Genomic DNA, 14,624 nt, shown 5'->3' with positions numbered 1-14,624 from the left:
AGCAGGCTCGCTCCCACATTGGATTGTGTTTCCCCTGACAGAATCCGATCAAGTGTGGGAGCGAGCCTGCTCGCGATGGGTGCGAAGCACCCGCTTTCAGGATTTGACCGGCGGCTTGCGCAGCAGGCTGAAGGCCATCGAGCCGAGGAACAGCACGCTCAGCACCAGCACCGCCCACAGGCCGATTTTCTTCCAGTTGGTCCCGACGACGGCCGGCGCCGTTTCAGCCGCCGGTGCAGAGGTCGTGGGCCCATTCACCGTCGCCGCACCCAGGGTCGCCAGGCGCGAAGGACGGTAATCGGGCACCAGTGTCGTCAGTGGCAGGCTGGCCGCCTTCACCGTCGCGCTGCCCAGCGCCAGGCTGTAGGGGCCTTCGCCACGGGCGAGGAACACCACCTGGGTCGGGCGCACGGCAAAGCGCAGGGCCGGCGCTTCGGTACCGAGACCACCGCCGCGCTCGTCCACCGTCAGCTTTAATTGCTGGACGGTCTGGCCGGACAACTGCAGTTGGTTCTGCACCACGTCCTGGCCGTTCTGGGTCAGCCGGTACAGCAAACCACTGCCCATCGGCTGCCACGGATGACTGCTCTCACGGCGCCCGGCCAGGGTCACCGGCGCCAGGCTGTTGGCCTGGCTCAGCTCGACCTGCACCTCCTCGATATTCAGCCCCATGGGCAATTGCCAGGTGTATTCACCGGCTTTCACGGTGCTGCCGGCCAACGGCTGCGACCAGGCCAGTGGCAACGGCAGGTTCTCGCGACTGGCGCTCTGCAACTGCGCCGACGTCAGCACCGGCGCGGAAGACGGCGAATCCCACAACAGCCGCAGGTAACGCGCCGACTGCCCCGGCAGGTTAACTTCATGCTGCTCGACCCGCTCATCGGCGAAGGCCAGGCGCGCCACCTGGCCTTCACCCCATGCCTGCCAGTTCTGCAAGTCGTCGCTGGCCTCGATGGTAAACCGCTGAAAGCCGTCGCGTTCGCTGGTCCAGTCGAGAATCAACTGCTGCAAGGGTGCCTTGATTGCACTGGCATCCAGCAACCAGCCGCGCAACTCCTCCTCCCCCGCCTCGAGCCGACTCGCCGGCTGGACTTCCACCAGCGTGCCGTTGGCGTTCGACTGCACCCGTACACTGGGGGCACGCTCGTTGTCATCGGCAGCGTTGTACAGCGGGAACCACTTCACGTCGGTGACGGTACGCTCTTCCCGGCTCTGCGCGGTCTCGCGGACCAGCGCATACGCCTGGGGCTGCCCGGCCGCATTGAAGACCCGTACGTCGCTCAGGTCGGTCTGCCGGGCCTGCAACTGGACCTCCAACGGCAACGGCAAGCGATACCACGGCCCTTCGCCACTCAAGGTCAACGGCACCTGATGGGCGAAGTCCGCCGGTTTTTCCTGGGCCGTAGCCGACAATGCCACCCACAACCCGACCACACCCAGGCCGATCCGACTCAACTTGCGACTCAAGATGACACTCCCTCACTGACAGGCATTGGCGGCTCGGCCTCTGGAACCGTTTCCGGCCGTTTGGGCGGCAGCGGTGCGAAGTAACCCACCACCAGCAGCAATACACCCACGCCGATAAACGACACAATCCGCGCCAGACCACCACGGTTACTCAATTCGACAAAGAACAACTTGGCCACCACCACGGCAATCAGCGCCGCACCGATCAGCCACACCTCGCGGCGATGCCTCAGATGCCCGCCGATCATCAGGCCCAGGGCGATCAGGGTCCAGACCAGAGACAACCCGGCCTGCACGAACATGGATTCGAGCAATGCGTCCAGTTCGAACGGCACATCCAGCCAATGGTGGGCGCTGCGCATTACCAGGGCGGTGAAGAACGCGAACAGTGAGACCCCGGCGATCAACTGGGCGACGTGTTCGGCATGGGCCCAACGGATCGCCAACTGCGCCAGCGCGCTACGGGCCCATACGTAGACACCGAACAGGGCGAACAACAGGCCCAGCTCCAATGGGTTGAGCAGCGGCACATACGGCAACGGCTCGGCGATGCCATCGCTGAAGGTGTTGGCCAGCCAGAACCACCCCAGCATCAACAGGGCCAGAGGCGCCGCCGCGTAGACGCGATACTCCCGCGGTTGAGCCGATATCGGCCATGGCCAGGCCCGCGGCGCGGCCATCAGCACCAGGTACAGGCTCGGCAGGATCGCCCAACCCAGCCAACGCCAGGCGTTGTATTGCTCGGACAACAGCAACAGGCCATAACGCAGCTCCAGGGCCAACACGCCGATCAGCAACCAGCAACCGAGTACATGGGCGGTGCTGCGAACCGCGTCCGGGAGCATCGAGGCCAGGCGCTTGAGCGACAGCAAATGCACACCGAACAGGATCAACCAGGCCAGCCAGCCGAAATCCGCCGCCGGGTGGTAACGGCTGTGCCAGGTCGCGACCAACACACAGCCCGCCGCAGGAATCAGCAAGGTGCACAGCAACCCCAGCGCCGGCCACTGCAAGCGCAGCGCCAGAATCGCCCACACCGCGACACTGAGCGCCGCGACAATCAGCAGCAAGCTGCCTTGCAAATGGACCGGGGCAAAGCGCAGCACTTCGCTGATCCACGTCAGCGACCACCAACCGGCGCCCCAGATCAACAGCAACTCGGACAACCGCTGCAAACTCAAGACATCGAACACCGCGGCCGGATGGCCCCGTTGCAGTCGCCAAGCCCCCACCAGCGCCGCCAGTCCCAGCACCATCGGCGTCCAGAAGCCACTGTGGGCCAGGGGCCGCAGCCCCTCGCTGTCGAGCGGTCCGAGCAAGGCCGGCCCCGCCACCAGGAACGCCGCACCGCCCAACACTTGCAGGAGCAGGCCGAACACGAAGCTCACGCGTTGTTTCAGGTACAGGCTCAACCAGATGATCAACAGGCCACTGGCGGCCCACACGCCGCTCGCCGTTTGCCAGGGCAGGACGAACAGCACAGCGAGGTTGATCAAAGCCAGCCCCGCCAGCAACACCACCGACAAGCCACGCAGCAACCGAATGTCGTTGCGCACCATTTCGTCGCGGGCGGCCAGCAACATGCCGCCAATCAAGGCCAGGCCGATCAACGAGGCGCTGAGCAAGCCGCTCCAGCCGGCGGCGAACACTGCTGCCGAATCCCCTTCGGCGCCGCGCAAACGCATCAGGAACAGTGCGCCCCCCAGCAGCTGTACGCCAAACGCCATGAACAGGAAGCTACGCGCTTGCAGGCGCAGGCCGACAAACAGCGTCGCCAGACCGGCCAGCGCCCAGGTGATGGCGGTGCCGTGGGTGAAGAAAAACAGCGGCGCCAGCAGATAGAGCGAGCCCAGCCCCAACACAGCCAGCACCGGCTGCACCTGGCGCTCCCAACTCGCGGTGTGCCCCGGCGCCGCCTTGCGCAATTGATAGAAGCTGAACAGCAACGCGGCGCCCAGCATCAACGCTCCCAATGGAGCGCCTTGGAGCAGACTGCCCTGGCCGATCTGCAATTCACCGAAGAAAGCCCGCGCCGCGCCCAACTGCAGCAGCAAGGCAAACGCACGCGCCAGTGGTCGCTGCTGACGCAGGCCCAGCCAGAAAATCCCCGCGCCTTCCACCGCCCACGCTGCCGTGGTCCAACGGGCATCGAGGCCCAGGGGAATCGCCAGGCTGGTAAAAATCACCCCGAGTGCCAGGCAGGTTTCGGCCAGCAACAGGGCGCGTCCCCTCATCAACACCCGGGCCAGGCCCATGTAAATCATGCCCAGGACGAGGGCACTGAACGCTGCGGCCAGATCCAGGAACATCACCAGCGTGAGCTGCAAGCCGAAGCCCACCAGCGGCGGGCCGAACAGCATTGTGCCGTCCACATAATCGCCCTTGCGCGCCGACCAGCGCAGCAGCGCTTCACGGCTGTCATCCTCGGGACCGTCGCTCATCTCCAGCAGTTTGCGCCGGGTGAACAGCAAGCCAATCGCCAGGTACATGAGGAAAAAAATGATCAGGAACGGTTCGGTGCTGAAGAACAGTGCCGGCGTATACGAACGCAAGCCCCAGGCGATACCGATGCCGAAGGTCCCGACAAAACCGATCAGGTTGAGCAGGCGCCAGGCCTTGAACCAGGCAATCGCGAGAATGCCGGCATTGAGCAGGATGAAGTAGCTGAACAGCGCGACATGGTTACCGCTGCCGGTGGAGGTCAGGATTGGCGCGGCAAAGCCGCCCAGCGCGGCGGCAGCGGCCAGCCCCAGAGCGTTCTGGGTCATTGCCAGGATCGCCGAGAACACCGTGACCGCCACCAGCAGCCCCAACGCGGCCTTGGAATCGAGCAGTGGATGCAGGCGCATGGCGGCGAACACCGTCAGGTACAACACAGCGATGCCGGTACCCTGGAGCATCAGCGCATAACTGTTGTTGCGCTGGCGCAGCCACCAGCCCAGACCCAGCAAGCCCAACGCACTGGCCGCGACACCGGCATAGCGCAGTTCGATCGGCACCACCATGCCTTCAGTGGCATAGCGCAATAGAAACGCCAGGCCGAGGAACAACAGCAGCACGCCAACCCGCAGTACGGTATTGCCACCGAACAGCCAGTTGCGCGCACCGGCCACGGCACGCTCGATGAAACCGGGGCCGCGAGGGACAGGCGGCGTGACGATCGGGTCCATAGGCTCGGCGCCGTGAACTTCATGCTGAGCAGTGACCGGTGCTGGGGTCCAAATGTCGTCGGGCAGCGGTTGGCTGGCTTGTGTCACCATCGCGGGGGCCGGCGCCAGGTCAGGCGGAAGCTCCCAGACCAGTTCCGTCTCTGCTTCTGCCTCGTGCCGAGCTTCAGGTTTCGGAGCCTGGGCCACGACGATCTCAGGTGCAGGTGCGCTTGGCGCAGATACAGTGCCGCGCTCAAGCACGGCAAGACGTGCTTCCAGCGTCAGCAGGTTTTGTTGGGTCGCTTCCAGCAGACGCTGTTGTTTATCGGTCTGGGCCCCGAGGCGTCGCAGCCGCAAGACCAGAGCGATGCCGAGCCCCGACAATGCACCTATCAGCGCATCGGCGAACGACTCATCCACCACCCAGCCGATTGCCAGGCCCAACAGCGTCAAAATCCATTGCATGGTTGATATCCCTGAGCGGCCCCTTGCGGGCATGACCGGGTGATGCGGTGCCTGGCTCAGTCTAGTGGAAACCACACACAACCTGTGGGAGCGAGCCCTGTGGGACCGAGCTTGCTCGCGATGGAGTCGACACGGTTTAACTGCAAACCGCGTCATCGTTCATCGCGAGCAAGCTGGGCTCCCACAGGGCTCGCTCCCACAGGGGTCATGAGGGCTTCCTGTCCTGAATCCGGCCACACAGCCCGGCGAAACTGGCGCTCAGTATATCGACGAAGCCCACTTGCCGTTGGGCTTCGCTCACATTTCTTACAGATGCTATTCCAGGGCCTTCCAGATGTCGGTGGCGTATTCGCGGATGGTCCGATCGGAGGAGAACCAGCCCATGCGCGCCGTGTTGAGCACCGCCGAGCGCCACCACTGCTTGGAATCGTGCCAACGCTCTTCGACCTTGGCCTGGGCGTTCCAGTAGGCGTCGAAATCAGCGCAGACCAGGAAGCGGTCATGGTCCACCAGCGAATCCACCAGGCCGGTGTAGCGCATCGGGTCGTCGGGCGAGAACACCCCGCCACGAATCGCCTGCAACACATCGCTGAGGCGATGGGACGCGGCAATGTCCGGCGCAGCGCTGAATTCACCGTTGCGCTTGCGCGCTTCCACCTGCTCGGCCGTCAGGCCGAAAATGAACATGTGCTCACCCCCCACCCGCTCATGCATTTCCACGTTGGCGCCATCCATGGTGCCGATGGTCAGTGCGCCGTTGAGGCCGAACTTCATGTTACTGGTGCCCGACGCTTCGAAACCGGCCGTGGAGATCTGCTCCGACAGGTCTGCAGCCGGGATGATGCTTTCGGCCAGGCTGACGTTGTAGTTGGGCAAGAACACCACTTTGAGCAGGCCGCGCACAGTCGGGTCGTTGTTCACCACCCGGGCGATGTCGTTGGTCAACTTGATGATCAGCTTGGCCTGGTGGTAGCTGGCGGCGGCCTTGCCGGCGAAGATTTTCACCCGTGGTACCCAATCCACCTCCGGCTCGGCGCGAATCGCCTGGTACAGCGCCACGGTGTGCATCAGGTTGAGCAGTTGGCGCTTGTATTCGTGAATCCGCTTGACCTGCACGTCGAACATCGCCGCCGGGTTCACGGCAATGCCCAAGCGTTCGTGGATCAGGTACGCCAGGGCCTTCTTGCTGTGCAGGCGCTGTTCGGCGAACAGTTTGCGGAAGGCCTGCTTGTCGGCGAACGGCTCCAGCTCGATCAGGCGCTCCTCAGGGTTATCGAGCACGCTCGGGCCGAGGGCATCGACCATCATCGAGGTCAGTTCGGCGTTGGCCTGGAACAACCAGCGGCGGAACGTGACTCCGTTGGTCTTGTTATTGATCCGCTCCGGGTAGAGCTTGTGCAGCTCCGAAAATACTGTGCTGCGCATCAATTGCGTGTGCAACCCGGACACGCCGTTGACGCTGTGGGAGCCGAGAAACGCGAGATTGCCCATGCGTACCCGGCGGCCGTTGTCTTCTTCGATCAGCGACACTGAGCGCAGCACGTCGAAATCGTGCACCCCCTTGGCCCGCAGCGAATCGATATGCTGGGCGTTGATCAGGTAGATGATCTGCATATGTCGCGGCAGCATGCGCTCCATCAACCCGACCGGCCAGGTTTCCAGGGCTTCGGGCAGCAGCGTGTGGTTGGTGTACGACAGCGTGTCCTGGGTGATCTGCCAGGCCGCGTCCCAGGCCACGTCGTAGACGTCCACCAACTGGCGCATCAGCTCGGCCACGGCGATGGACGGGTGGGTGTCGTTGAGCTGGATCGCCGCGTGATCTCCCAGGGTCAGTACCGAGGTGTGCATGTTGCGGTGACGGCGCAGCAGGTCCTGTAACGAGGCGGCAACGAAGAAATACTCCTGGCGCAGCCGCAGTTCCTGGCCGGCCTCGGTGCTGTCGGCCGGGTAGAGCACGCGGGAGATACTTTCGGCCCGGGCGACCTCAGCCACGGCACCAAGGTGGTCGCCGGCATTGAAGCGCTCCAGGTGCAGGTCTTCCACGGCCCGGGCGCGCCACAGGCGCAGGGTGTTCACGCTCGCCCCCCGCCAGCCCACCACCGGGGTGTCATAGGCAATGGCCCGTACGGTTTCACCTGGAGACCAGACCTGCCGGGTCTTGCCGGTCTCGTCGGTGACGGTCTCGACGCTACCGCCGAACCCGATCGGGTAGACCACTTCCGGCCGTTCGAACTCCCAGGGGTTGCCGAAATCCAGCCAATGCTCGGTCTGCTCCTGCTGCCAACCATCGACGATCGCCTGGCGAAACAGGCCGTGCTCGTAACGAATACCGTAGCCATGGCCGGCGATGCCCAGGGTCGACATGCTTTCCATGAAGCACGCCGCCAACCGGCCGAGGCCGCCGTTGCCCAACGCCGCATCGGGCTCGAGCAAGCGGATGCGCTCCAGGTCCACCCCCAGCTCGGTCAGAGCTTCGCGGGCAGTGTCCAGCAGGCCGAGGTTGCTCAGGCTGTCGTAGAGCAGGCGTCCGATGAGGAACTCCAGAGAAAGGTAGTAGACCCGCTTCTGGCCCTTGCGATAGATCTGTCGCGTGTGATCCATCCAGTGTTCGACCATGTGGTCGCGGGCGGCAAGGGCAATGGCTTCGAACCAATCGTGATCAAAGGCATGATCCGGGTCCTTGCCGACGGCATAAGTGAGTTTGGTCAACACAGCGTCGCGAAATGCGGCCACTTCTGCTTCGCGAACAAGTGGTTCTTGAGTCATGAATAAGACCTCGAACGAGCATGGAATTGTCTGAGCCTAGACGGTCTGACAGACGGCACAGGCTCTTGGTTCGGTGGCTTTTTCCCCGAATGCCGGAGAATTGCCGCCAGGAAATTGCCGATGGACGAATGAATGCAGGGGCCATGCCGCCAAGGGAGGATTCTGCCGGGCAAGAAAAAAAACCGGCGGATGGTCGTTCAAAATTTCATCAGTCCCGGTATGATCGCGCGCCCTGATGCATGCTGGTATACCTAGATGATGAAGCCCAACCTGATCGCCGCCGCGGAGATCGACCGACTCGATACCTGGGCCAAGTATTCCGCCCCGATGTGCGGTTCCTGCGTGTCGAGCTGCTGCACGCTCCCGGTCGAGGTCAAGATCAAGGACCTGATCAGGATCGGCATCGTCGACGAATTCGAACTGGGCGACCCACCGAAAAACATTGCCAAGCGCCTGCAAAAGGAAGGGATCGTCGAGCGTTACAACCAGAAGTCGGAGATCTTCACGCTCCAGCGCATGAGCAACAACGATTGCCTTTATCTGGACCGCAAGAGCCGCCTGTGCACCATTTACGAGAAACGCCCGGACACCTGCCGCAATCATCCGCGGGTCGGCCCACGGCCGGGGTATTGCGCGTACAAGCCCAAGGAAGTGGAGCACGAGCGCAATCCGCGGACGCTGGATCGGTTTTGATCCACTGATGTTTCAGCGGCGCCTGGTCTGGCGCTATCGCGAGCAGGCTCGCTCCCACATGGACGGTGCTGAACCTGTGGGAGCGAGCCCGCTCGCGATGAGGCCCGAATAGTCACTACAAAAATCCCAGGCATAAAAAAAACGCCCCCGGTCTCACGACCGGGGGCGTTTTTCATTCAGCCGAAGCTAAACGATCAAGCCTTGGCTTTCTTGGCAGCGCGGGTACGCTCGCCTTCATCCAGGATCTTCTTGCGAAGACGGATGGACTTAGGCGTCACTTCACACAGCTCGTCATCCTGGATGAATTCCAGTGCCTGTTCCAGGGTGAAGCGAACAGGTGGAACCAGGGCGATGGTTTCGTCTTTACCCGAAGCACGCATGTTGTCGAGCTTCTTGCCCTTGGTAGGGTTGACGCCCAGGTCGTTGTCACGGCTGTTCAGACCTACGATCTGGCCGTTGTAGATTTCCTGGCCGTGCTCGACGAACAGCTTGCCACGCGCCTGGAGGGTTTCCAGGGAGTAGGTCAGCGCCTTGCCGGTTTCCACCGATACCAGGACGCCGTTCTGACGGCCGGACATGTGACCGGACTTCATGGTGTCGTAGCGATCGAAGATCGAGGTCAGGATGCCAGCACCGTTGGTCAGAGTCAGGAACTGGTTACGGAAACCGATCAGGCCACGAGCCGGGATGTTGTACTCCAGGCGCACACGCCCTTTGCCATCCGGGGACATGTTGGTCAGGTCGCCTTTACGCAGGCCCATTTCTTCCATGACCTTGCCCTGGGATTCCTCAGGGATGTCGATGGTGACGTTCTCGAACGGTTCCTGCTTATTGCCATCGACGACGCGGATGATCACTTCAGGACGGCCTACGGCCATTTCGAAGCCTTCGCGACGCATGGTTTCGATCAGTACCGAGAGGTGCAGCTCACCACGGCCGGAAACCTTGAACTTGTCGGCCGAGTCGCCTTCTTCAACGCGCAGTGCAACGTTGTACAGCAGCTCCTTGTCCAGACGTTCCTTGATGTTACGGGAAGTCACGAACTTGCCTTCCTTACCGCAGAATGGCGAGTCGTTGACCTGGAAGGTCATGGAAACAGTCGGCTCGTCGACGGTCAGCGGCTTCATCGCCTCGACAACGGTCGGGTCGCACAGGGTGTCGGAGATGAACAGCTCTTCGAAGCCGCTGATGCAGACGATGTCGCCGGCAGCCGCTTCTTCGACGTCCACACGGTGCAGACCGTGGTGACCCATCAGCTTCAGGATACGGCCGTTGCGTTTCTTGCCGTCGACGTCGATGGCGACAACCGGGGTGTTCGGCTTGACGCGACCACGGGCGATACGGCCAACGCCGATCACACCCAGGAAGCTGTTGTAGTCCAGGGCCGAGATCTGCATCTGGAACGGACCGTCACGGTCAACGGCTGGCGCTGGTACGTTGTCGACGATCGACTGGTACAGCGGGGTCATGTCTTCAGCCATGGCGGTGTGGTCCAGACCGGCAATGCCGTTCAGGGCCGAGGCGTAGACGACCTGGAAGTCCAGTTGTTCGTCGGTGGCACCGAGGTTGTCGAACAGGTCGAAGATCTGGTCCAGAACCCAGTCAGGACGCGCGCCCGGACGGTCGACCTTGTTGATCACCACGATCGGCTTGAGGCCGGCTTCGAACGCTTTCTTGGTCACGAAGCGGGTTTGCGGCATAGGGCCGTCCTGGGCGTCGACCAGCAGCAGCACGGAGTCGACCATCGACATCACGCGCTCTACTTCACCACCGAAGTCGGCGTGGCCCGGGGTGTCCACGATGTTGATGTGGTAGCCGTTCCAGTTGATGGCGGTGTTTTTCGCCAGGATGGTGATACCACGCTCTTTTTCCTGGTCGTTGGAGTCCATCACGCGCTCGTCGTTGAGCTCGTTGCGTTCCAGGGTGCCGGATTGACGCAAGAGTTTGTCTACCAGGGTGGTCTTACCATGGTCAACGTGGGCAATGATGGCGATGTTGCGTAGATTTTCGATCACTTGTGTATCTCGATCAGAGGATTCGGTGTGCTGACAGGTCGTGGCAGCGATTTACGTTGAGTCCGACAAAGCCGCTACAGCTTGTCGGCGGCGTCGGGGGGCCGGTGACGCAGGCCACAGGCAAACAGCCCCGGGCACTTAGCTCGGTCGATAAACGCGCACATTGGCATGCCCCTCACTGAGCAAATGGTGGGCATGCAGGCGACTCATCACGCCTTTGTCGCAATACAGCAGGTACTGGCGAGTAGGGTCCAGTTCCTTGAAACGCGCGTTCACTGCATAGAACGGCATCGTTTGTACCTCGATACCGGCGACGCTCAACGGGTCGTCTTCAGCGTCGTCCGGATGACGGATGTCGATGATGATCTGACCAGCCAGCGCTTCGCCGACTTCTTCAATCTTGATGTCCTGACCCAATTCGTCGATCACTCGATCGATTGGCACCAGCCTGGCGTTTTCGAGCGCACGCTCGAGCACCGCCATGTCGAATTCTTTCTCTTCATGCTCCACGCGTCCGCGCTTGGCGGCCGTCTTCGGATTGACCGAGATGACCCCGCAGTACTCCGGCATGTGCCGGGCAAATTCAGCGGTGCCAATCGCGTTGGCCGTGTCGATGATGTCCTGCTTGTGGCTGGCGATCAGCGGGCGCAGTACAAGCTTTTCGGTCACGCAGTCGATAACCGACAGGTTCGGCAGCGTCTGGCTCGATACCTGGGAAATCGCCTCGCCGGTGACCAGCGCATCGATGTGCAGGCGATCGGCGATGCTGGACGCGGCACGCAACATCATACGCTTCAAAATGACGCCCATATGACTGTCGTCGACTTTGCCGAGGATTTCCCCCAGAACTTCTTCGAACGGCACACTCACAAATAACACGCGCTGGGAGCTGCCGTACTTCTTCCAGATGAAGTGCGCCACTTCCATCACACCCAGCTCATGGGCACGCCCGCCGAGGTTGAAGAAGCAGAAATGGCTCATCAGTCCGCGTCGCATGATCTGATAGGCCGCAACCGTGGAGTCGAAGCCGCCCGACATCAGCACCAGCGTCTGCTCCAGGGCACCCAGCGGATACCCGCCGATGCTGTTGTGCTGGCTGTGGATGACGAACAACCGTTGGTCGCGAATTTCGATGCGTACTTCAACCTGCGGGTTTTTCAACGAGATACCAGCGGCGCCGCATTGCTGGCGCAGTTGGCTGCCGACGTACCGGTCCACGTCCATCGAGCTGAACGGGTGCTTGCCCGCGCGCTTGCAACGTACCGAGAAAATCTTGCCGGCCAACGCATTGCCATAATGCAGCTTGCATTTGGCGACGATGTCGTCGAAATCCCCCAGCGGATATTCATCCACCTGCAGAAAGTGCGCGATGCCCGGCATGCAGGTCAGCCGCTCGGTCATTTCCTTCAGGATCCTGGGATCGCTGACGCGGGTTTCCAGTTCGAGATTGTCCCACACGCCATTCACCACCACGACCGGGTCCAGATCACGGAGCACGGCACGGATGTTCTTCGCCAACTGCCGGATGAAACGCGTCCGGACCGGGCGGCTCTTGATGGTGATTTCGGGAAAGACTTTTACGATTAGTTTCATGAAAACAGCGCGCGAACGGCCAGCCGAAAAAGGGGGGCGCGGATTATAGCGGAAATTGCTCAAGGTTTGACCAATTAATGTGTGCCCCGTTTTGAGCGCACCAAAACAGGTCATCCGCCTTCCATTGCGCTACATTACAGTGCGCAATTGTCTGACAATCTGCCGTTCAAGCCCTGGAAAGGCGTGGGTTTGGTGCAAAAAACCCAAGCTGGGGCACTGGCATGCAATTTGCTCCCTTGTGAGGCAGGTTGCCTTGGCAGAGTATTCGCGCCGGCATCACTCATATCTACGGGCATACCATTACCCGCCCGAAGCCACCCGGAGGACATATGTCGAAGTCGGTTCAACTCATCAAAGATCATGACGTCAAGTGGATTGATCTGCGCTTCACTGACACCAAAGGCACTCAACATCACGTGACCATGCCGGCCCGTGATGCCCTGGATGACGATTTCTTCGAAATCGGCAAGATGTTCGACGGTTCCTCCATCTCTGGCTGGAAGGGCATCGAAGCGTCCGACATGATCCTGATGCCGGACGACGAAACCGCCGTTCTGGATCCGTTCACCGAAGAGCCGACCCTGATCCTGGTCTGCGACATCATCGAACCTTCGACCATGCAAGGCTATGACCGCGACCCACGCGCCATTGCCCACCGTGCCGAGGAATACCTGAAGTCCACCGGTATCGGCGACACCGCTTTCTTCGGTCCCGAGCCTGAGTTCTTCATCTTCGACTCGGTCAAGTTCAAGTCCGACATCTCCGGCTCCATGTTCAAGATCTTCTCCGAACAAGGTTCGTGGATGTCCGACCAGGACGTGGAAGGCGGCAACAAAGGCCACCGTCCAGGCGTGAAAGGCGGCTACTTCCCAGTACCACCGTTCGATTTCGACCACGAAATCCGTACCTCCATGTGCAACGCACTGGAAGAAATGGGCCAGACCGTCGAAGTTCACCACCACGAAGTGGCGACTGCCGGCCAGAACGAAATCGGCGTGAAGTTCAACACGCTGGTCAAGAAGGCTGACGAAGTCCAGACCCTGAAATATGTCGTGCACAACGTTGCCGACGCCTATGGCCGCACCGCGACCTTCATGCCGAAGCCACTGTATGGCGACAACGGTTCGGGCATGCACGTTCACGTGTCGATCTCCAAGGACGGCAAGAACACTTTCGCAGGCGAAGGCTATGCCGGTCTGTCGGACACCGCCCTGTACTTCATCGGCGGTATCATCAAGCACGGTAAGGCCCTGAATGGCTTCACCAACCCGTCGACCAACTCCTACAAGCGTCTGGTACCAGGCTTCGAAGCGCCGGTAATGCTGGCCTACTCGGCTCGCAACCGCTCCGCTTCGATCCGTATTCCGTACGTGAACAGCCCTAAAGCCCGCCGTATCGAAGCCCGCTTCCCGGATCCGGCTGCCAACCCATACCTGGCCTTCGCCGCACTGATGATGGCCGGTCTGGACGGTATCCAGAACAAGATCCACCCTGGCGATGCCGCCGACAAGAACCTGTATGACCTGCCGCCTGAAGAGGCCAAGGAAATCCCACAGGTTTGCGGCAGCCTGAAAGAAGCCCTGGAAGAGCTGGACAAGGGCCGTGCGTTCCTGACCAAGGGCGGCGTATTCAGCGATGACTTCATCGACGCTTACATCGCACTGAAAAGCGAAGAAGAAATCAAGGTTCGCACCTTCGTACACCCACTGGAATATGAGCTGTACTACAGCTGCTGATCCGGTAGCGCTCGCATACGCGGCGTGAAACAAGAGAGGCCTCCTTCGGGAGGCCTTTTTCATGGGCGCAGGTTACGTGCATGATGACCGTCGCCCCTCCCCTTGGAAGAGATTGCCCATGAACTTGCGCTTCACACTTGGCCTCGCCCTTTCCACCGCGCTGCTGGCAAGCACAGCCGAAGCCAAGCCCGCTCCCGACGCCCTGACCCCTTTGCTGAACGCCATCGGCGAACGCATAGCCATCGCCGATCAAGTGGCGCTGAGCAAATGGGACAGTCATAAACCGGTAGAAGACCGCCAGCGCGAGCGTGAAGTCATTGCCGCCGCGGTCGCCCAGGCGCCGACCTACAAGCTGTCCGGGGAAACCGTGGAAGCGTTTTTCACCGCCCAGATAGAAGCCAACAAACTGGTGCAGTACATCGACCTGTCCGACTGGACCCTGGAAGGCAAGGCGCCGGACCTCCCGCGTCCGGACCTGGTGGGGCAAATCCGCCCGCAACTCGATCGACTGCAAAAACGCCTGCTGCAACAACTGGCCGATTTCGCCCCCTACCGTACCGATCCGCAGTGCCCGCAATGGCTGGCCCGGGCCACCCACCACGACAAACAGCACCCGGTGCACCGACTTGCCCTGATACGGGCGACTGCTGAACTGTGCCTAGCCAAAAGCTGAAGCAACACACATTCCCCTGTGGGAGCGAGCCTGCTCGCGATGGCGATCGATCAGCAACATTGCTGTT

Annotated in this window: 8 protein-coding genes; 3 read left to right on the top strand and 5 right to left on the bottom strand. The window is 61.4% G+C overall.

Going from position 1 to position 14,624, the window contains the following annotated elements; genetic code table 11:
* Positions 1–96: 96 nt before the first annotated feature.
* The 3 genes from AD665_RS19070 to AD665_RS19060 all read right to left on the bottom strand — a co-directional run bounded on the left by AD665_RS19070 (position 97) and on the right by AD665_RS19060 (position 7,847).
* Complete coding sequence (locus tag AD665_RS19070) at positions 97–1,467, bottom strand: DUF3999 domain-containing protein (protein ID WP_024778078.1); 1,371 nt, start codon at positions 1,465–1,467, stop codon at positions 97–99.
* Entirely contained in the window at positions 1,464–5,081 is a 3,618-nt protein-coding gene (locus AD665_RS19065; RefSeq protein WP_053193173.1) for a DUF2339 domain-containing protein, read from the bottom strand. The genes AD665_RS19070 and AD665_RS19065 overlap by 4 nt, the downstream gene beginning before the upstream one ends.
* Positions 5,082–5,396: 315 nt before the next feature.
* Positions 5,397–7,847 carry a glycogen/starch/alpha-glucan phosphorylase gene (locus AD665_RS19060; protein ID WP_024778076.1) on the bottom strand — a complete coding sequence of 817 codons (2,451 nt, stop codon included), beginning with the start codon at positions 7,845–7,847 and terminating at the stop codon, positions 5,397–5,399.
* A 255-nt stretch (positions 7,848–8,102) separates the two neighbouring features.
* Here AD665_RS19060 and AD665_RS19055 point away from each other — a divergent pair, with 255 nt between their 5' ends.
* The gene (locus AD665_RS19055) at positions 8,103–8,540 is read left to right on the top strand and encodes a YkgJ family cysteine cluster protein (protein ID WP_053193171.1); all 438 of its coding nucleotides are present in this window, start codon (positions 8,103–8,105) and stop codon (positions 8,538–8,540) included.
* 194 nt (positions 8,541–8,734) lie between these two features.
* On the opposite strand, the gene typA is transcribed toward AD665_RS19055, so the two are convergent.
* Complete coding sequence (gene typA, locus AD665_RS19050; protein ID WP_024778074.1) at positions 8,735–10,555, bottom strand: translational GTPase TypA; 1,821 nt, start codon at positions 10,553–10,555, stop codon at positions 8,735–8,737.
* Between the two features lie 138 nt (positions 10,556–10,693).
* The gene (gene thiI, locus AD665_RS19045) at positions 10,694–12,148 is read right to left on the bottom strand and encodes a tRNA uracil 4-sulfurtransferase ThiI (protein WP_024778073.1); all 1,455 of its coding nucleotides are present in this window, start codon (positions 12,146–12,148) and stop codon (positions 10,694–10,696) included.
* Between the two features lie 329 nt (positions 12,149–12,477).
* Between thiI and glnA the strand changes: the two genes are divergently transcribed.
* Both glnA and AD665_RS19035 read left to right on the top strand, forming a co-directional pair.
* Positions 12,478–13,884 carry a glutamate--ammonia ligase gene (gene glnA / locus AD665_RS19040; protein ID WP_024778072.1) on the top strand — a complete coding sequence of 469 codons (1,407 nt, stop codon included), beginning with the start codon at positions 12,478–12,480 and terminating at the stop codon, positions 13,882–13,884.
* 118 nt (positions 13,885–14,002) lie between these two features.
* Complete coding sequence (locus AD665_RS19035) at positions 14,003–14,557, top strand: chorismate mutase (RefSeq protein WP_024778071.1); 555 nt, start codon at positions 14,003–14,005, stop codon at positions 14,555–14,557.
* The last annotated feature ends 67 nt before the right edge of the window (positions 14,558–14,624 follow it).

It is taken from the genome of Pseudomonas corrugata (assembly GCF_001269905.1).
Taxonomy (GTDB): Bacteria; Pseudomonadota; Gammaproteobacteria; order Pseudomonadales; family Pseudomonadaceae; genus Aquipseudomonas; species Aquipseudomonas corrugata.
Note: the sequence above shows the minus strand (reverse complement) of the source record. Positions and strands in the feature narration are given on the sequence as shown.